This window comes from Pseudomonas sp. ZS1P83, assembly GCF_054897825.1.
Genome location: NZ_CM142706.1, coordinates 5,788,187 through 5,805,918 on the forward strand (window position 1 = coordinate 5,788,187; position 17,732 = coordinate 5,805,918).

General features: G+C 60.8%; 17 protein-coding genes. 12 read left to right on the forward strand and 5 right to left on the reverse strand.

Annotation, left to right across the window (positions count from 1 at the left end):
- The first annotated feature begins 41 nt into the window (after positions 1 to 41).
- Together lgt and ACYZT0_RS27150 are read left to right on the forward strand one after the other, a co-directional pair.
- A complete protein-coding gene (lgt, locus tag ACYZT0_RS27145; RefSeq protein WP_462043778.1) occupies positions 42 to 851 on the forward strand; it encodes a prolipoprotein diacylglyceryl transferase in 810 nt (269 codons plus the stop codon).
- Between the two features lie 48 nt (positions 852 to 899).
- Entirely contained in the window at positions 900 to 1,871 is a 972-nt protein-coding gene (locus ACYZT0_RS27150) for a thymidylate synthase (protein ID WP_462043779.1), read from the forward strand.
- A 120-nt stretch (positions 1,872 to 1,991) separates the two neighbouring features.
- On the opposite strand, the gene cadR is transcribed toward ACYZT0_RS27150, so the two are convergent.
- Positions 1,992 to 2,441: a Cd(II)/Pb(II)-responsive transcriptional regulator gene (cadR, locus tag ACYZT0_RS27155; RefSeq protein WP_462043780.1), complete on the reverse strand. Its 450-nt coding sequence runs from the start codon at positions 2,439 to 2,441 to the stop codon at positions 1,992 to 1,994.
- 49 nt (positions 2,442 to 2,490) lie between these two features.
- Positions 2,491 to 2,670, reverse strand: a complete 180-nt coding sequence (locus ACYZT0_RS27160; protein WP_462046662.1) for a hypothetical protein — start codon at positions 2,668 to 2,670, stop codon at positions 2,491 to 2,493.
- On the opposite strand from ACYZT0_RS27160, the gene ACYZT0_RS27165 reads away from it, so the two are divergent.
- From ACYZT0_RS27165 to ACYZT0_RS27205, 9 genes are all read left to right on the forward strand, one after another.
- Complete coding sequence (locus tag ACYZT0_RS27165; protein ID WP_462046644.1) at positions 2,629 to 4,839, forward strand: heavy metal translocating P-type ATPase; 2,211 nt, start codon at positions 2,629 to 2,631, stop codon at positions 4,837 to 4,839. The two genes, ACYZT0_RS27160 and ACYZT0_RS27165, sit on opposite strands and share 42 nt — an antisense overlap.
- Positions 4,840 to 4,855: 16 nt before the next feature.
- A complete protein-coding gene (locus ACYZT0_RS27170) occupies positions 4,856 to 5,719 on the forward strand; it encodes a LysR family transcriptional regulator (RefSeq protein ID WP_462043781.1) in 864 nt (287 codons plus the stop codon).
- A 231-nt stretch (positions 5,720 to 5,950) separates the two neighbouring features.
- A complete protein-coding gene (locus tag ACYZT0_RS27175; RefSeq protein ID WP_462043782.1) occupies positions 5,951 to 7,027 on the forward strand; it encodes a putative 2-aminoethylphosphonate ABC transporter ATP-binding protein in 1,077 nt (358 codons plus the stop codon).
- Positions 7,027 to 8,751 (forward strand): putative 2-aminoethylphosphonate ABC transporter permease subunit, encoded by a 1,725-nt coding sequence (locus tag ACYZT0_RS27180; protein WP_462043783.1) that lies wholly within the window; start codon positions 7,027 to 7,029, stop codon positions 8,749 to 8,751. The genes ACYZT0_RS27175 and ACYZT0_RS27180 overlap by 1 nt, the downstream gene beginning before the upstream one ends.
- Positions 8,752 to 8,799: 48 nt before the next feature.
- Entirely contained in the window at positions 8,800 to 9,825 is a 1,026-nt protein-coding gene (locus ACYZT0_RS27185; protein ID WP_462043784.1) for a putative 2-aminoethylphosphonate ABC transporter substrate-binding protein, read from the forward strand.
- 119 nt (positions 9,826 to 9,944) lie between these two features.
- A complete protein-coding gene (locus tag ACYZT0_RS27190) occupies positions 9,945 to 11,078 on the forward strand; it encodes a TIGR03364 family FAD-dependent oxidoreductase (RefSeq protein ID WP_462043785.1) in 1,134 nt (377 codons plus the stop codon).
- On the forward strand, positions 11,078 to 11,638 hold the full coding sequence (locus ACYZT0_RS27195) for a phosphonate degradation HD-domain oxygenase (RefSeq protein ID WP_462043786.1): 561 nt from the start codon (positions 11,078 to 11,080) through the stop codon (positions 11,636 to 11,638). Before ACYZT0_RS27190 ends, ACYZT0_RS27195 begins: the two co-directional genes overlap by 1 nt.
- Before the next feature lie 133 nt (positions 11,639 to 11,771).
- A complete protein-coding gene (locus ACYZT0_RS27200) occupies positions 11,772 to 12,305 on the forward strand; it encodes a hypothetical protein (RefSeq protein WP_462043787.1) in 534 nt (177 codons plus the stop codon).
- A complete protein-coding gene (locus tag ACYZT0_RS27205) occupies positions 12,296 to 12,739 on the forward strand; it encodes a hypothetical protein (RefSeq protein WP_462043788.1) in 444 nt (147 codons plus the stop codon). The genes ACYZT0_RS27200 and ACYZT0_RS27205 overlap by 10 nt, the downstream gene beginning before the upstream one ends.
- Before the next feature lie 114 nt (positions 12,740 to 12,853).
- On the opposite strand, the gene ACYZT0_RS27210 is transcribed toward ACYZT0_RS27205, so the two are convergent.
- Entirely contained in the window at positions 12,854 to 14,230 is a 1,377-nt protein-coding gene (locus ACYZT0_RS27210) for a GTPase/DUF3482 domain-containing protein (protein ID WP_462043789.1), read from the reverse strand.
- Positions 14,223 to 15,602 (reverse strand): DUF2868 domain-containing protein, encoded by a 1,380-nt coding sequence (locus ACYZT0_RS27215; RefSeq protein WP_462043790.1) that lies wholly within the window; start codon positions 15,600 to 15,602, stop codon positions 14,223 to 14,225. Before ACYZT0_RS27215 ends, ACYZT0_RS27210 begins: the two co-directional genes overlap by 8 nt.
- 85 nt (positions 15,603 to 15,687) lie before the next feature.
- On the opposite strand from ACYZT0_RS27215, the gene ACYZT0_RS27220 reads away from it, so the two are divergent.
- Positions 15,688 to 16,200 carry a dihydrofolate reductase gene (locus ACYZT0_RS27220; protein WP_462043791.1) on the forward strand — a complete coding sequence of 171 codons (513 nt, stop codon included), beginning with the start codon at positions 15,688 to 15,690 and terminating at the stop codon, positions 16,198 to 16,200.
- A gap of 120 nt (positions 16,201 to 16,320) precedes the next feature.
- Here the strand turns inward: ACYZT0_RS27220 and ACYZT0_RS27225 are convergent, their stop codons facing one another.
- On the reverse strand, positions 16,321 to 17,712 hold the full coding sequence (locus ACYZT0_RS27225) for an L-cystine transporter (protein ID WP_462043792.1): 1,392 nt from the start codon (positions 17,710 to 17,712) through the stop codon (positions 16,321 to 16,323).
- Between the last annotated feature and the right edge of the window lie 20 nt (positions 17,713 to 17,732).

Here is a 17,732-nt window from a genome sequence, read left to right on the forward strand (position 1 = left end):
CCCGGGAATTTTGAAAGTTTCAACTCTAACGAGGAGTCGCAATGCTGCCTTACCCGCAGATCGACCCGGTGGCATTGGCCATCGGTCCGCTGAAAATCCACTGGTACGGCTTGATGTACCTGATCGGCATCGGCGGCGCCTGGCTGCTGGCGTCGCGCCGGTTGAACCGCTTCGATCCGACCTGGAGTAAAGAGAAACTCTCCGACATGGTGTTTTGGATGTCGATGGGGGTCATTGTCGGCGGCCGGTTGGGCTATGTGCTGTTCTACGATCTGCACGCTTACCTCGCCAACCCGATGCTGATCTTTGAAGTGTGGAAGGGCGGCATGTCGTTCCACGGCGGCTTTATCGGTGTGATGCTGGCAGCGTTGTGGTTCGGTAAAAAGAACGGCAAGTCGTTCTTCCAGCTGATGGACTTCGTCGCACCAATGGTGCCGATCGGTCTGGGTGCCGGGCGTATCGGTAACTTCATCAACGCCGAGTTGTGGGGCAAGGCGACCGACGTGCCGTGGGCGATGGTCTTCCCGACCGATCCGGCGCAACTGGCGCGTCACCCGTCGCAGCTGTATCAGTTCGCGCTCGAAGGCGTGGCGTTGTTCGCCATTCTCTGGTTGTTCTCGCGCAAGCCGCGGCCGACCATGGCGGTGTCCGGGATGTTCGCGCTGTTCTATGGCATTTTCCGTTTCATCGTCGAATTCGTCCGGGTGCCGGATGCGCAACTGGGCTACCTGGCCTGGAACTGGCTGACCATGGGTCAGGTACTGTGCGTACCGATGATCGTCGGCGGTCTGTTCCTGATCTGGCTGGCGTATCACCGTGCACCGGCAGCTCCAGCCAACGCTGCGCTATAAATTCGAATCCCGGGGCTTTGGCCCTGGGTTCAAGGACACAGGTAACTCATGAAGCAATATCTCGAACTGGTCGCCCATGTCATCAAGAACGGCACCAAACAGGCCAATCGCACCGGCGTGAATACCATCAGCTTCCCTGGCGCGATGTTGCGTTATGACTTGAAGGAAGGTTTCCCGGCGATCACCACGCGCAAGATGGCTTTCAAATCGGCCATCGGCGAGATGTGTGGTTTTCTGCGCGGGGTGAACAACGCCGCCGAATTCCGGGCGCTGGGCTGCAAGGTCTGGGATCAGAACGCTAACGAAAACGCCCAGTGGCTGGCCAATCCGTTCCGTCAGGGCGAAGACGACCTCGGCGAGATCTACGGCGTGCAATGGCGCAAATGGCCGGCGTACAAGCAGATCCCGGTCAGCAACACGGCCGCCATCGAGCAGACCCTGAGCCAGGGTTATCGTCAGATTGCCGAAGGCGAAGAGGACGGTCAGGCTTATGTGGTGCTGTACAAGGCGATCGACCAGATCCGCCAGTGCGTCGACACCATCATCAAAGACCCGGGCAGCCGCCGCATCCTGTTCCACGGCTGGAACGTCGCCCAGCTCGATGAAATGGCCCTGCCGCCGTGCCACTTGCTGTATCAGTTCCACCCGAATGTCGAGACCAAAGAGATTTCTTTGACCCTTTACATCCGCTCCAACGATCTGGGCCTGGGCACGCCGTTCAACCTCACCGAAGGCGCCGCGCTGCTGAGCCTGATCGGTCGCCTGACCGGCTACACGCCGCGCTGGTTCACCTATTTCATCGGTGATGCCCACGTCTACGAAAACCACCTGGACATGCTCAACGAACAGCTCAAGCGCGAGCCGTTCCCGATGCCGAAACTGGTGATTTCCGAGCGAGTGCCTGAGTTTGCGAAGACGGGTGTTTATCAGCCGGAGTGGCTGGAGTTGATCGAGCCGAGTGATTTCTCGCTTGAGGGCTACGAGCACCACGCCCCAATGACCGCGCCGATGGCAGTCTGACACCGCTCTGATCGTTCCCACGCTCTGCGTGGGAATGAATCCCGTGACGCTCTGCGTCACAGTGGACGCGGAGCGTCCATGGCTGCATTCCCACGCAGAGCGTGGGAACGATCATGGCCGCTAATGGCCGTGGCTTCGGCCGACATGAGAATGCTCAACCTCTGTCGCCACCACCCCGCCGCTCACTTCAAGCCGCTGCAAAATCCCGCATTGATCGATATCCGGCCCCTCGCTACAGCGCTGGCGCAGGTCGAGCAGTTGTGTCTGCAGCGCCAGCAACCCATCGATCCGCGCCTTCACGTGACGAATGTGCTCGTCGATCAACGCATTCACGCTTTCGCACTGATCCTGCGGACTGTCGCGCAATGCCAGCAGGCTGCGGATTTCTTCCAGGGTCATGTCGAGGGTGCGGCAGTTGCGGATGAAGGTCAGGCGCTCGGCGTGGGCCTGGGTGTAGACGCGGTAGTTGCCGTCGCTGCGGGCTGGTTCCGGCAGCAGGTTTTCGCGCTCGTAGTAGCGGATGGTTTCCACGGCGCAGTCGGTGAGTTTCGCCAGTTCTCCTATTTTCATCGCGACAATCTCCAAAAGGGTGCTTGACCCTATAGTGGCTACAGGGTCTTTACTTGGCAACAGGCACCTTTCTGGACGCGACCCAATGAGCGATTCCCTTCACACGCACAAACCCGAGGCTGGTCACGATCACGATCACGATCACGATCACGATCACGATCACGATCACAGCCACACGCTGCAGCCCGTGCCCCAGCATGACAATGCAAGCCACAAGCATGACGGACATGGGGATTCCTGCTGTTCTTCGAAAGTGGCGACGCCATCGCTGATCAAGTTGAGCGACAAGCCGACCGACGGCGCACGGCTGAGCAGTTTCCGAATCGACGCCATGGACTGTCCGACCGAGCAGACGCTGATCCAGAACAAACTCGGCAAACTCGTGGGTGTGCAGCAACTGGAATTCAACCTGATCAATCGGGTACTGGGCGTGACCCATGACCTGCCGAGCATTGCGCCGATCATCGAGGCGGTCAAGTCCCTGGGCATGGTGGCCGAGCCGATGGAGCAGGGCACCGAAGCGCCAGCGCCAATCCCCGAGAAAAAGCACTGGTGGCCCTTGGCGCTGTCCGGCGTGGGCGCACTGGCTGCAGAAGTTATCCACTTCGCCAACGCCGCACCGACTTGGGTCGTGGCCGTCATCGCGCTGATTTCGATCCTCAGTGGTGGCCTCACCACTTATAAGAAAGGCTGGATCGCGCTCAAGAACCTCAACCTGAACATCAACGCGTTGATGAGCATCGCGGTGACTGGCGCGATCCTCATTGGTCAGTGGCCGGAAGCGGCGATGGTGATGTTCCTGTTCACCGTGGCCGAGTTGATCGAGGCCAAGTCTCTGGACCGGGCGCGAAACGCCATCGGCGGTCTGATGCAGATGACCCCGGAACAGGCCACGGTGCAGCAGGCTGATGGCAGTTGGGTCTCGCAGTCCGTCAAAACCATCGAACTGGGCGCGCGAGTGCGGGTGCGTCCCGGTGAGCGGATTGGTCTGGACGGTGAAGTGGTTTCGGGCAGTTCGACCATCGATCAGGCGCCGATCACCGGTGAAAGCCTGCCGATTGAGAAAGCAGTCGGCGACAAAGTATTCGCTGGCACCATTAACCAGGCCGGCTCCCTGGAATACTCCGTGACCGCGGCGTCGAACAATTCGACCCTGGCGCGGATCATCCACGCCGTCGAACAAGCCCAGGGCGCGCGGGCACCCACCCAGCGTTTCGTTGACAGTTTCTCGAAAATCTACACGCCGGCGGTGTTCATCCTGGCCCTTGCCGTCGCGGTAATTCCACCGCTGTTCATGGGCGCCGTATGGTTCGACTGGATCTACCGGGCGTTGGTGTTGCTGGTGGTCGCCTGCCCATGCGCTTTAGTGATTTCCACCCCGGTGACCATCGTGAGCGGCCTTGCGGCGGCGGCGCGCAAAGGCATTCTGGTGAAGGGCGGCGTTTATCTGGAGGGTGGTTACAAACTCGATTACCTGGCGTTGGACAAGACTGGCACCCTCACTCACGGCAAACCGGTGCAGACCGATTACTTGTCCCTCGATCCGACCGTCGATGAATCAGCCCCGGCGATTGCGGCGGCGTTGGCCGGTCGCTCGGATCACCCGGTGTCGTTGGCCATCGCCAATGCGGCTGTGGATAAACAATTCGCGCCGCTCGTTGTGGATAACTTCGAGGCGCTGGCCGGTCGCGGTGTGCGCGGTGAGATCAACGGTCAGGTTTACCACTTGGGTAATCACCGTTTGGTGGAAGAGCTGAACCTGTGCTCGCCAGCACTGGAAGAGAAGCTGTTCGCACTGGAGAAACAGGGCAAGTCCGTGGTGCTGCTGCTCGACAAGTCCGGCCCGCTGGCGCTGTTCGCCGTGGCCGATACGGTCAAAGAGTCCAGCCGCGAGGCGATCCAGCAACTGCACGATCTGGGCATCAAAACCCTGATGCTCACCGGCGACAACGTCCACACCGCTCAGGCGATTGCCGCGCAAGTGGGCATCGACGAGGCCAAGGGCGATCTGTTGCCGACCGACAAGCTGCAAGCCATCGAAGACCTTTATGCACAGGGCCATAACGTCGGCATGGTCGGCGACGGCATCAACGACGCACCGGCGCTGGCGCGGGCCGAGATCGGTTTCGCCATGGCGGCGGCGGGCACCGATACCGCCATCGAAACCGCCGATGTCGCCCTGATGGACGACGATCTGCGCAAGATCCCGACCTTTATCCGGCTGTCACGGCAAACCTCAAGCATCCTCAAACAGAACATCGCGCTGGCATTGGTCATCAAAGCGATCTTTCTTGGGGTAACCTTCGCCGGGACCGCCACCATGTGGATGGCGGTGTTCGCGGACATGGGCGTGAGCCTGTTGGTGGTGTTCAACGGTTTGCGCCTGTTGCGCAAATAGACGATGAGGGAAGGGTGTGCTGAGTGCCGAGCTGAAGGCGTTTTACATGGTTGCCCGCTTGGGCAGCATTACCCTGGCGGCGAAAAAACTCGGCCTGAGCCAACCTACGGTGACGACCCAGATTCGGCATCTGGAGAGTCAGTACTCGGTTGAGTTGTTCTACCGTGGCGGCCGCCGCCTCAGCGTCAGCGATGAAGGCGCGCGGTTGCTGCCGATGGTCAAGGCGCTGTTGCAGCAGGAAGCCGACATCGAGTTTTTCCTGCATAACAGCGGTCAGGTCCAGGGCACGTTGCGCATTGCGGCCACGGCGCCGTATTACATCCTCGATCTGGTGAAGACCTTTCGCGAGCGCTTGCCGCACGTAGAGGTGTCGGTAGAAATCGGCAACTCTCAGCAAGTGCTGGAGGCGCTGGAGGATTACCGGGTTGACGTCGCAGCATCGTCGCAGTTGCTCGACGATGCACGGCTGATCCGCCGCGTACTCGGCAGTGATCCGCTGGTGCTGGCGGTGCATCGCAATCATCCGTTGGCGGTCCACGACCATGTGCCGCTCAGTGCGTTGGCCGGGCATACCTTGTTGATGCGTGAGTCGGGCTCGACCACTCGCCGCCTGACCGAGGAATTGTTGGCCAGCGCCGGGGTGAGTTTCGGTCCGCTGCTGGAGATTGGCAGCCGTGAGTCGATCCGTGAGGCGGTGCTGCGCAACATCGGCATCAGCATTATTGCCCGGCAGGAAGTGCCGCATGATCCGCAATTGCGCGTGCTGACTATCGAGAATGCGCCGCAGATTCCGGAGTATTTGTACTGCCTCAAGGAACGAAAAGGCGCGCGGCTGCCGGCGGCGTTTCTGGGGTTGGCGCAGGAAATGGCCCCTGCTTAAGGATTGCGGTGAATGTCAGGCCCCCTTCGCGGGCAAGCCTCGCTCCTACAAATCTACGCGGGACCTGTAGGAGCGAGGCTTGCCCGCGAAGGCGTCGAGTCAGGCAGCGCAAGGCTTGAATCCTTGAACCAAATTCCTTGAATACCACTATCAGCCGTTTTTGCCTCACTGCCACATGACGGACGCATTACAAATCTAGGATTGCCTTCATCTGCTTGATGAGGCCTGTCCATGAACCACTCGATCGCAACTGCCCTGACCAACCCCGGCGCCCCGATGAAAGTGCGCGGCGTGCAGAAACACTTCGGCGCGTTCACTGCGCTGGATAACGTTTCCCTCGACGTGGCGGCCGGTGAGCTGGTGTGTTTGCTCGGTCCATCGGGCTGCGGAAAAACCACCTTATTACGCTGCATTGCCGGTCTGGAGAAGCAAGACAGCGGCGAGTTGTACCTCGGCGATCGTGACGTTTCCCACCTGGCACCCCAAGCTCGGGACTACGGCATTCTGTTTCAGTCCTACGCGCTGTTCCCCAATCTCACTGTCGAAGCGAACATCGCCTACGGCCTCGCTGGCAGTGGTCGCGATGAAGTGCGCCAGCGCGTCGGTCAGATGCTGGAACTGGTCGGCCTGATCGGCAGTGAGAAAAAGTACCCTGGCCAATTGTCTGGCGGCCAACAACAGCGTGTCGCGCTGGCTCGGGCATTGGCGCCGGCGCCTTCGTTGCTGCTGCTCGACGAACCGATGTCGGCCCTCGATGCCCGGGTCCGCGAGCATCTGTGCACCGAACTGCGCCAACTGCAGCGCAACCTCGGCATCACCACCCTGATGGTCACGCACAATCAGGACGAAGCCATGCTAATGGCCGACCGCATCGCCGTGATGAACAACGGCAAGGTAGAGCAGTACGCCACGCCGCAGGAAATCTACGACCGTCCGGCAACACCGTTTGTGGCCGAGTTCGTCGGCCAAGGCAATTGGCTGCCGTTCCGCCGCAGCAGCGACAGCCACGCTCAGGTCGGCGGGATGAACATGCGCCTGGCCGCAGATTCGGGAAACGCCGCATCGGGTCGTTTGTTCTGTCGCCCCGAAGCGATCAACGTCAACCCGCCCGTGCATGAAGAAAACCTGTTCCCGGCCAAGGTTCGCGAGATCACCTTCCTCGGTAACCGCTGCCGCATGAGCTTCGAACTCGATCAACTGCCAGGCCATGCATTGCTGGCGGAACTCGCGCCGGGAGCGATGCCGCGTCTCGGCGCGCAGCAGATCATGGTTGCCTTGCCACCGCGCAGCCTGCAGGTGTTTGCCTGATGAGCGCGAACATCGCGCTGCCGATACCGCACAAGCAGGTTCGGCAGACCTCCCGTGCCGAGATCGGCGACCGGGTGTTCGTGGTCGGCGGCAAAGTCCTTTTGCTGGTGTTACTTGGCGTTGCGGTGTTGATGCCGTTGCTGGCGATCTTCTGGCGTGGCTTCAGTTCTGAAGCCGGGCAGGGCGGTGGGCTGGTCGCTGCACGAGAACTGGTCACCAGTGCGAATTTCCACTGGTTGCTGGGCAACAGCCTGAAGGTTTCCCTCAGCGTCGCGGCGATTGTCGTACCGCTGGCTTACCTGTTTGCCTACGCATTGCAACGCACCTTGATTCCGGGCAAGGGCATCTGGCGTGGCATGTCGCTGTTGCCGCTGATGGCGCCGTCGATGTTGCCGGGGATCGCGCTGGTCTATCTGTTCGGCAATCAGGGCATGCTGCGCGGTTTGCTCTCGGACAATATCTACGGCTTCTGGGGCATTGTTCTGGGCGAGGTCATCTACACCTTCCCACACGCTTTGATGATTCTGCTGTCGGCGCTGTCCCTGGCGGATGCGCGACTCTTCGATGCTGCTTCCAGCATGGGCGCCAGTCCGGCCAAAGCCTTTCGCAGCATCACCTGGCCGGCGACGCGTCAGGCGGTGTTCGCGGCGTTCTGTCTTGTCTTCACCTTGACCATCACTGACTTCGGCGTGCCCGTGGTGGTCGGCGGCGATTATCAAGTACTGGCGCTTGAAGCCTACAAAGCCGTGGTCGGCCAACAACAGTTCGGTCGCGGCGCGTTGATCGGCATGGTCCTGCTGCTGCCGGCGCTGTTCAGCTTCGGTGTCGATGCCTGGTTGCGTCGCCGTCATGGCGATTCCATGAGCGGTAGGGCGCAGGTGTTTCAACCGGCGCCGTCGAAGAGGCGGGATGGTTGCTACCTGGCCATCGTGTTGCTGATCTGCGCGGTGTTGCTGCTGGTGTTCGGCATGGCGGTGTACTCGTCGCTGGTGAAATTCTGGCCCTACAACCTGTCGCTGTCGCTCAACCATTATCAGTTCAACGACACGGCGGGCGGTGGCTGGCTGGCCTACGGCAACAGCGTGAAGATGGCCCTGTGCACGGCGTTGATCGGCAGCGTGCTGATCTTCACCGGCGCCTACCTGATGGAAAAAACCAAGGGTCAGCGCGGGCTGAATCTGACACTGCGCATGCTCAGTTTCGTACCGATGGCGGTGCCGGGTCTGGTGCTGGGCCTGGGTTACGTCTTCTTTTTCAACCTCAGCGGCAACCCGCTGCATGTGCTCTACGGAACCATGACCCTGCTGGTGGTCTGCACCATTGCGCACTATTTGACCACCGCGCAAATGACCGCCACCACCGCGCTGCGTCAGCTCGATGCCGAGTTCGAAGCCGCCGCGCTGTCGCTCAAGGCGCCGCTGTATCGGCACTACCTGCGCGTCACCGTGCCGATCTGCCTGCCGGCATTGCTGGACATCGTGCGCTACCTGTTCGTCTCGGCCATGACCACCGTTTCGGCGGCGATCTTCCTCTACAGCCCGGACACCCTCCTCGCGGCGGTGGCGGTGCTAAACATGGACGACGCCGGCAACGTCGGCGGCGCGGCGGCGATGTCGACCCTGATTCTGTTCACCTCGGCGGGCGTGTCCCTGCTGCTGGCCTGGGCCTCGCGCGGTTTGCTGCGCCGCTCCCAGGCTTGGCGACAGACCGCGCCTGGCAATTGATTCCCTGCTCCTCAACCCCAAAGCCTTCAACTCAAACAGGAAAAGATCATGTTCAAGCCCCTGGCCCTGGCCGCTGCTGTCCTCACCGCTTTCAGCCTGAACGCCTTCGCGGCGAAAACCGAGTTGACGGTGTACACCGCCCTCGAAGCCGAACAACTGAAGACCTATAAAGAAGCCTTCGAAAAGGCCAACCCGGACGTCGAGATCAAGTGGGTGCGCGACTCCACCGGCATCATCACCGCCAAGCTGCTGGCCGAAAAAGCCCGCCCGCAGGCTGACGCAGTCTGGGGCCTGGCGGCGTCGAGCCTGGCGATCCTCGATCAGCAAGGCATGCTGCAAAGCTACGCGCCGAAGGACCTGGGCAAGATCGGCGGCAACTACCGCGACGCCGCTAACCCGCCAGCCTGGGTCGGCATGGACGTCTGGGCCGCGACCATTTGCTTCAACACGGTTGAGGCCCAGAAACAGGGTTTGAGCAAACCCGTGAGCTGGCAGGATCTGACCAAGCCTGAGTACAAAGGCAAGATCGTGATGCCGAACCCGGCCTCGTCCGGCACCGGTTTCCTCGACGTCAGCGCCTGGCTGCAAACCTTCGGCGAGAAGCAGGGCTGGCAGTACATGGACGACCTGCACCAGAACATTGGCCAGTACGTTCACTCCGGTTCCAAGCCGTGCAAGCTGGCGGCGGCGGGTGAATTCCCGATCGGTATTTCCTTTGAATACCCCGCCGTTCAGTTGAAACGCCAAGGCGCGCCGCTGGACATCATCCTGCCGAAAGAAGGCCTGGGTTGGGAGATCGAAGCGACGGCAGTGATCAAAGGCACACCGCACGAAGACGCGGCGAAGAAACTGGCTGATTTCTCCGCCAGTCCGGCGGCGATGGAGCTATATAAAGAGAACTTCGCCGTGCTCGCTCAGCCGGGTATTGCCAAGCCGCAGACCGAATTGCCAGCGGATTATGAGCAGCGTTTGATCAAGAACGACTTTGCCTGGGCGTCGAAGAATCGCGATGAAATCCTCACCGAATGGCGTAAGCGCTATGACGGCAAATCCGAGAAAGTGGTTGCCAAGTAAGATCTTCATCGGCTGACAGGGCCCCTTCGCGGGCAAGCCTCGCTCCTACAGATTATCGCGATTCCCTGTAGGAGCGAGGCTTGCCCGCGAAGGCGGCCTCGAATTCAGGACACCTCTTCATGACACAACACAACGACATGCTGATCGTCGGCGCCGGCATCCTCGGCCTGTCCCACGCCTACGCCGCCGCCAAACGCGGTCTCAAGGTCACGGTTTTCGAGCGCAGCGAAACGCCTTTGGGCGCCTCGGTACGCAACTTCGGCCAGGCACTGGTCACCGGCCAACCACCGGGTCCGATGCTCGAACTGGCCAAGGCCAGCCGCGAGATCTGGGGCCAATGGGCACAACTCGCCGGACTGCAACTCAAGCGCAACGGCTCGTACCTGTTTGCCCGCACCGAAGCGGAAGAATACCTGCTGGAAGCCTTCTGCGCCGGTCGCGCCGTGGAATACGGTTACCGCGTCCACCTGCTGCGCGGCGCTGCATTACGCGATGTGTACGGTGGTCAGTTCAGTCATCATCGCGCGGCATTGCACGGGATGGACGATCAGCAGTTGTATTCCCGCGAAGCGATTCCGGCGCTGATCGACTACCTGCGCCGCGAGCTTGGCGTCGCGTTTCACTTCTCCACCCTGGTGCGCGACATCGAGCCGGGCCGCCTGCACAGCACCGCCGGAACCTTCAGCGCCGAACAGATCATCGTCTGTTCCGGTCACGATTATCAGACGCTGCTGGCCGAGCCGATCGCCGAACTCAACCCGCAAATCTGTCGTCTGCAAATGCTCCGCGCCCGACCGCAAATCAACCTCAACCTGCAACACGCTTTGCTCACCGGTTTGAGCTGCATTCATTACGGCGCCTTCGCCGATCTACCGGAAGCGGCGGCGGTGCACGCGCAAATCCTGCGAGAGGAACCGCATCTGCATGAAAACGGCATTCACCTGCTGATCAGCCCGACGCCTCACGGTGAATTGATCATCGGCGACTCCCACCATTACGGCAGCGACCCGTCGCCGTTCAATGCCGAGCAGGTGGACCATTGGATGATTGAACTCGCGGAACACACCCTGGGTTGCAAGGTGCAAGTGGTGGAGCGCTGGCAGGGTGTCTATGGTTCTGGGGGCCCGGGGCCGTTCTCGTTCCTGCGTCCGATGCCGGGTGTGAGCGTGGCACTGATGCACACGGGTGTCGGCATGAGCGTCGGGCCGGCGATGGCTGAACGCAACGTCGCGACTGTGTTGGGAGAGCGTTGATGGACCGCAATGGGCAAGTGATCGAGGAGGTGTTCGCGCTGTACGAGCGCTTTGGCGAGAGCGATTACATCGGCGAGCTGGTGTCGCAGATCGAGCACATGTCACAGGCGGCCGAACGGGCGATGGCCGAGGGTTTCGATGATGAAGTGGTGCTGGCGGCGTTCTTCCATGACATCGGGCATATCTGTGCAGAGAGCGCCGAGAACATGGGCGGCTTTGGCGTGGTCAGCCACGAGCGGTTGGGCGCGGATTATTTGCGCCGCGCCGGCTTCAGCGAGCGCATGGCGCGGCTGGTGGAATACCACGTTCAGGCCAAGCGTTACCTGACGCTGAAGGAATCGGGGTATTACGAGCACTTGAGCGAAGCCAGCCGCCGGACGCTGGCATATCAGGGTGGGGTGATGACGGTTGGCGAGGCTGAGGCGTTCGAGCGCGATCCGTTATGTGCCGTCAGTTTGCGCATGCGCCATTGGGATGAACAAGCCAAGGAAATGGGGATGCCGGTGATTGATCTTGAGGTGCTGAAGGTGAAAGCAGCCGTCCTACTGATCAAGGCGTAACGTCCTCCGTTCGCGGATCATTCTGCGGGTAACTTTTAACGAATTTCCCTACTGCTTGCGGCGAATTTACGCCATGGGCGCAGCGCGGTGGAGTCGCTAGTGTTTGAGCTTCTTTAATTGGCAAGGAATGCTCATGCGCTATTTGAAAGTCACCATTCAGGATCGAATCGGCAACGGCCGGGCAGACTCTGTTTTATTGCAGTTTTATGAAACGGCCTGTACGCCTGGCGACGACATTCTGCTCAACAAGGCCTTTGCCCTGGATTTCGACGCTGATGGCCATGTCGATTACAAAATGGGCGATGTCACTAACAACGGTGCGGAAAACAATACTGATCAGCGATTGCTGAATAACTTCGCCAATGCCTGTCTGAAGCTCAACTGGTTCAATCCCGGTGCTTCCACTAAACGATATCTGAAGATATTCGTCGAGGACTCCGCTGGGGATGGCAGTCCCGACACCGTGCGTTTTCACTTTCACGAAGGTATCGGCAAACCGACCGACAAAACCCTGGTTTCCACCGCCGCGAGCTACGACACGGATAACAACGGCACGCTGGACTGGGTGATCCACTTCGATACGGATAACGATGGCGATATTGATGTCACGGATCGGGAACTGGTGTCGTTATTGAGTGGCACTTACCTGAAATTCAAATGGAAGTGAGCCCGTTCACGCGTTACTTGAAAGTAATCGCTCAGGACTCCACCGGCCAGGGGCAAGCCGATACCGTGCTTTACCGGTTTATCGAGGATGAGGATTTACCGCGTGAGGCAACGGCTGCTGAGCTTCGGCGGCTCAAGGTCTTTGGCAAAACTTATCTGAAATGTGCCTGGTTCAACGCTGGAGAGGGCGAGGCACGACACTTGCGAATCTTCTCGGAAAACCTCAGCGGCGACGGCACGCCGGAAACGGTACGGCTGCACTTTCATGACGGGCCGACGATTGCCTACAAGGCAGCCACTCGCGATCTTGATAACGATGGGGAGTTCGAGCTGATATTGGCTTCGGATGTGGACAACGACGGGCATTCAAATCGGATGGATCGAAGCCGTGTTACGGCATTGGCGAAGCAGTTTTTGAAGCTGGGTTGGCAGTGATCAATACCGAAACCGAGTAACGGCCTTCGCGAGCAGGCTCGCTCCCACAGTGAGAACGCATTCCAATGTGGGAGCGAGCCTGCTCGCGAAAGGGCCGGTCCCGACGCCACAGAACTAAAGCTGCTGCGCCAACACCTCAACCTGCTCCTGCCGCTCCGCCTGGTTCAACTTCGGATGCGGGTTAAGCGACGACCACTGCGGATGCGCCCGAGCCTTGTTCAGTGCCTCGGGCAGTTTGCCTTCGCGCCAGGATTTGTCCTGGGGTGTGGCGACCTGAATGCTGTCCATCGCCGCATGCCCACGCGCATTGAGCGCTTGCAGCAGTTGCCGCTGGCGCAATGCCAATAGCCGCAGCACGCTGTCATCGACGGTCAGCTCTCGCTGGCCTTTGATCTTGCCCAGCAAGCGGCTGCCATAACTGCGGGCGGTTTGCAGCGCGCCGCCGGCAATCGCGCCGGCCAATGCCGCTGCGCCAAGGGTCAGCCCGCCCACCAACAAGTCGACGCCGGCCCCGGCCGCCGCGCCGGCAGCGATACCGCCACCGACTCGCACGCCCAGCTGTTTCAGGGTTTCGGGGTTGAACAGGTCGTCACCCCAGCGGCCATCGAGCAGCGGCAGATCGCTGGCCGCCGCGTCCTGTGGACGGAAGGCGTAGAGCTTGAGCAGCGCTTCGACGCAGCGTTGTTCCCGTTGTCGAACGGCTTTGCGCAGTTCGTTGATGGCCTGCTGTTCTTGCTCGGCTTCACTGACCACGCTGCGCCGGCAGGCGGCACAGTCGATCAATAACTCGGCAATCAGCCGCGCCGCACTCTGTTGCCGGGCCTGGCGTTGGGCTTGCTGATCGGCGATCAGGCGTTCCAGTTGTGGGCGGGCGTTTTCCAGCAGCAGCGCGAGGCTTTCATAGAGCCGACGTTCGCCGTCCTCCGGCGGTGCGACGCTGTCGAACCGCACCAGCGCATGCAAGCCGAGGCGTGCCAACGCTTCGCGCCAATCCGGTTCGCGGTGGTTGGCGCTGCTGACGAAATTCAGCACCGGCAGCAGCGGTTTACCGCAGCTGGCCAACACTTCCAGTTCGTCGCGGTACTTGGCCAGCACCGGTTCCCGGGCGTCGATCACGTAGAGACCGGCGTCGCAGGTCAGCAGTTGCCGCAGCACCTTGGCTTCCTGTTCGAAACGCTGCCGGGCTTCGCTTCCTTCAAGAAACCGCGCCAGACGCGCCGGACCGTCGAGGCGTTCACCCGGTCGTTCCAGACGTTCGAGGTAGTCGAGCAAAGCGATGGCGTCTTCCAGGCCGGGGGTGTCGTAGAGATCGAGCAAAGGCTCGCCGTCCACCGACAACCGCGCGCCTTCGACGTGTCGTGTGGTGCTGGGGCGATGAGACACCTCCCCGAAACCGACATCGCGGGTCAGGGTGCGCAGCAACGAGGTTTTGCCGACGTTGGTGTGGCCGACCACGGCGAGTTTCAAGGGCGGTTTCCAGGGATTAGTCATGACCGGTCTCCAGCCAGTTCAACGGCGCGCAATCGGCGAACGGCAAGTCCAGCTGCTGCAGCGCCACGTGCCAGTCACCCAGCCTTTCGGCATCCAGCGCTTCGCCCGGCGGTGCTTGCAGCAACCAGACGCGAGTGGCGCTGGCGCTGCGAGCCAGTTCGGCGATCAATGCCAGACTGCCGCGGTCCGGCGAACGTCGCGGATCGCAGGCGATGGCCAGACGGGCAGGAGGGAAGCGGCTCAGCTGTTCTAGGAGTTTGTGCCGCGATTCGCGACTGTCGAGAATGCCGGCGTTACTCACGGTTTTCGGCAGTGGCGGCGGCCACGGGCGTTGATCGTCCAGCTCGATGGCCACCAGCAGCGCGCCATCGCTTGGCAGGTCGCTGACACCCTTTTCAATAGGATGCAGTTGCTCTGGCGCAGTGTCGCTGATGCCCAGGCGTTCGCTGGTGGGCATCAACCGTTCGCGCAGCTGGGCGTAACCGGGCAGGTTCAAATCCAGGTGCAATGCCGCCTGGCCGGTTTTCCAGCGCCACAGGCAAAACAGCGCCAGCAACAGCCGTGGCAAAACACCGTAGACCACCAATACGCCGACCAACCATGTGGCCCAGGCTTGCCGGGCGCTTTCAATGTTCAATGCGGCGTCGCCGCTGGCGCGGATCATTTCCACGGTCGGTACGTTGAAACCCAGCACGGCCGGCAGAGCGCCGAGGGCTTGGGTCATGACGACGAAGGTGTCGCCGCTGAGCAGGGTGGTTTCCCAGACGAAGCCATAACGCCGGGTCGCCATCAGCATCAACAGGATCACCAGGGCGCTGAGCATCGCCAGCAACCACAAACCGTTGACCAGCACACCGACCGCCCAGCGATTGAGTTTTTTTCTTTGCAGCAATAGCAGCAGGGCCGGGGCCAGTTGCGCGGCTTTGGCATCGCGAGCGAGTTTTTCGCTGAGCCATAACCATAAGCGGCCGAGGGTGGCGCCGTGTTCGCCGGCGAAGACCAGGCCCAATGCCCAGCTCAGCAATAGAATCAGATTCAGTCCGAGCAAACTGCCCAAGGCCCAGAACACATTGACCGGGGTTTGTCCGTCGCCCAGCGCGGCAAACGCCAGGCCGGCGCCGCTGGCAACGGCGAGAACGGCCAGCACCAACAGTGCCAGCCGCGCACCTTGCAGCCAATGTTTGAGGGCGCTGCTCAGTCCATCGCGGTCGGCCAGCCACAGGGCGCGGCGCGCAATACGTGTCGGCAGATCGCCGCCCGCGCTGCGGGCCAGTCGGTTGGCTTCCAGATCATCCAGGGGACCGGCGTGTTCTTCACGCAGGCGCACCGTCTCGGTCAGCCAGAGGTTTTGCAGTGGAGTCAGTTCAGTCACGCGGCATTCCGTCGCTCAATTGAACGGTGAGCATAACCGCTGTGGCGCTTATCGGGGTACGGGAGGCTCTGGTATCCTCGCCGGCATGACTAAATCACTCTCCCTCAGCCTGATCGCAGCCCTCGGTGAAAACCGTGTGATCGGCGTCGACAACAGCATGCCCTGGCACCTGCCAGGGGACTTCAAATACTTCAAGGCCACTACCCTCGGCAAGCCGATCATCATGGGTCGCAAGACCTGGGATTCCCTCGGTCGCCCGTTGCCCGGCCGGTTGAACATCGTGGTCAGCCGTCAGGCGGATCTGCAACTGGACGGCGCGCAGGTCTATCCGTCGCTGGAAGCAGCGGTGGTTCGGGCGCAGGAATGGGCAAATGAGCAGGGCGTCGATGAGGTGATGCTGATTGGCGGGGCGCAGTTGTATGCGCAGGGGTTGGCTCAAGCTGATCGGTTGTATTTGACGCGCGTGGCGTTGAGCCCGGAAGGGGACGCGTGGTTTCCGGAGTTTGATTTGAAGGCGTGGAAGTTGGTGTCGAATGTTCCGAATGCGGCGGAAGGCGACAAGCCAGCGTACAACTTTGAGGTTTGGGAAAAGGCCTAAAAGCTTCGCGGGCAAGCCTCGCTCCTACAGGGGCTGTGTCGTACGCAATATTTGCGATCAACACAAATTCTGTAGGAGCGAGGCTTGCCCGCGAAGAGGCCCGCTCAGACGATGACAGTCTTAGGCCTGCACCAACGCCCCATGCTCATCCGCATCCAGCAGTTCTTTATCCGTCTGCTGCATGATCTGGCTGGTGATCGCACCGGCGGTAATCGAACCACTCACGTTCAACGCCGTACGGCCCATATCGATCAGCGGCTCAACCGAAATCAGCAACGCCACCAGTGACACCGGCAACCCCATCGCCGGCAGTACGATCAACGCGGCAAACGTCGCACCGCCGCCCACACCGGCCACACCGGCCGAGCTCAGCGTCACAATCGCCACCAATGTCGCGATCCACAACGGGTCCAGCGGGTTGATGCCCACGGTTGGCGCCACCATCACTGCCAACATCGCCGGGTACAGACCGGCACAGCCATTCTGGCCAATGGTCGCGCCGAACGACGCGGCGAAACTGGCGATGGACTGTGGAATACCCAAACGGCTGGTCTGCGCTTCAATGCTCAGCGGAATCGTCGCGGCGCTGGAGCGGCTGGTGAAGGCAAACGTCAGCACTGGCCAGATCTTGCGGAAGAAGCGCAGCGGGTTGATCCCGGCGGCCGACACCAGCAGGCCATGGACCACAAACATCAGGCCCAGCCCGATGTAGGAAACCACCACGAAACTGCCGAGTTTGATGATGTCTTGCAGGTTGGAGCCGGCGACCACTTTGGTCATCAGCGCCAATACACCGTACGGGGTCAGCTTCATCACCAGACGCACCAGACGCATCACCCAGGCTTGCAGGGTGTCGATAGCGTTGATCACTTTCTGACCTTTTTCGACATCATCCTTCAGCAGTTGCAGCGCCGCGACGCCGAGGAATGCAGCGAAAATCACCACGCTGATGATCGAGGTCGGCTTGGCCCGAGCGAGGTCGGCGAAGGGGTTTTGCGGAATGAACGACAGCAGCAACTGCGGCACATTCAGGTCAGCGACCTTGCCCGCGTAGTCAGTCTGGATGGTTTGCAGGCGGGCCATTTCCTGAGTGCCTGCGACCAGACCTTCAGCGGTCAGACCAAACAGGTTGGTCAACCCGATACCGATCAGCGCCGCAATGGCCGTGGTAAACAGCAGCGTGCCGATGGTCAGGAAGCTGATCTTTCCCAGCGACGAGGCGTTGTGCAGACGGGCCACGGCGCTGAGGATCGAGGCGAATACCAGCGGGATCACGATCATTTGCAGCAACTGCACATAACCGTTGCCCACCAGATCGAACCAGCCGATCGAGGTTTTCAGTACCGGGTTGCCGGCACCGTAAACGGTGTGCAGAGCAACACCGAACACCACGCCCAGCACCAACGCGAGCAAGACTTTTTTGGCCAGGCTCCACGTGGTGTGACGGGTTTGCGCCAGGCCAAAGAGCAGGGCGAGGAACACCAGCAGATTGAGGATCAGCGGTAGATTCATTGGAACTCCGATAATGACTT

What these genes read in the sequence shown, in the direction of transcription:
- lgt (WP_462043778.1), top strand. Translation starts at nt 42, where the DNA reads ATGCTGCCTTACCCGCAGATCGACCCGGTGGCATTGGCCATCGGTCCG.
- ACYZT0_RS27150 (WP_462043779.1), top strand. Translation starts at nt 900, where the DNA reads ATGAAGCAATATCTCGAACTGGTCGCCCATGTCATCAAGAACGGCACC.
- cadR (WP_462043780.1), bottom strand. Translation starts at nt 2,441, where the DNA reads ATGAAAATAGGAGAACTGGCGAAACTCACCGACTGCGCCGTGGAAACC.
- ACYZT0_RS27160 (WP_462046662.1), bottom strand. Translation starts at nt 2,670, where the DNA reads ATGTCCGTCATGCTTGTGGCTTGCATTGTCATGCTGGGGCACGGGCTG.
- ACYZT0_RS27175 (WP_462043782.1), top strand. Translation starts at nt 5,951, where the DNA reads ATGAACCACTCGATCGCAACTGCCCTGACCAACCCCGGCGCCCCGATG.
- ACYZT0_RS27180 (WP_462043783.1), top strand. Translation starts at nt 7,027, where the DNA reads ATGAGCGCGAACATCGCGCTGCCGATACCGCACAAGCAGGTTCGGCAG.
- ACYZT0_RS27185 (WP_462043784.1), top strand. Translation starts at nt 8,800, where the DNA reads ATGTTCAAGCCCCTGGCCCTGGCCGCTGCTGTCCTCACCGCTTTCAGC.
- ACYZT0_RS27190 (WP_462043785.1), top strand. Translation starts at nt 9,945, where the DNA reads ATGACACAACACAACGACATGCTGATCGTCGGCGCCGGCATCCTCGGC.
- ACYZT0_RS27195 (WP_462043786.1), top strand. Translation starts at nt 11,078, where the DNA reads ATGGACCGCAATGGGCAAGTGATCGAGGAGGTGTTCGCGCTGTACGAG.
- ACYZT0_RS27200 (WP_462043787.1), top strand. Translation starts at nt 11,772, where the DNA reads ATGCGCTATTTGAAAGTCACCATTCAGGATCGAATCGGCAACGGCCGG.
- ACYZT0_RS27205 (WP_462043788.1), top strand. Translation starts at nt 12,296, where the DNA reads ATGGAAGTGAGCCCGTTCACGCGTTACTTGAAAGTAATCGCTCAGGAC.
- ACYZT0_RS27210 (WP_462043789.1), bottom strand. Translation starts at nt 14,230, where the DNA reads ATGACTAATCCCTGGAAACCGCCCTTGAAACTCGCCGTGGTCGGCCAC.
- ACYZT0_RS27220 (WP_462043791.1), top strand. Translation starts at nt 15,688, where the DNA reads ATGACTAAATCACTCTCCCTCAGCCTGATCGCAGCCCTCGGTGAAAAC.
- ACYZT0_RS27225 (WP_462043792.1), bottom strand. Translation starts at nt 17,712, where the DNA reads ATGAATCTACCGCTGATCCTCAATCTGCTGGTGTTCCTCGCCCTGCTC.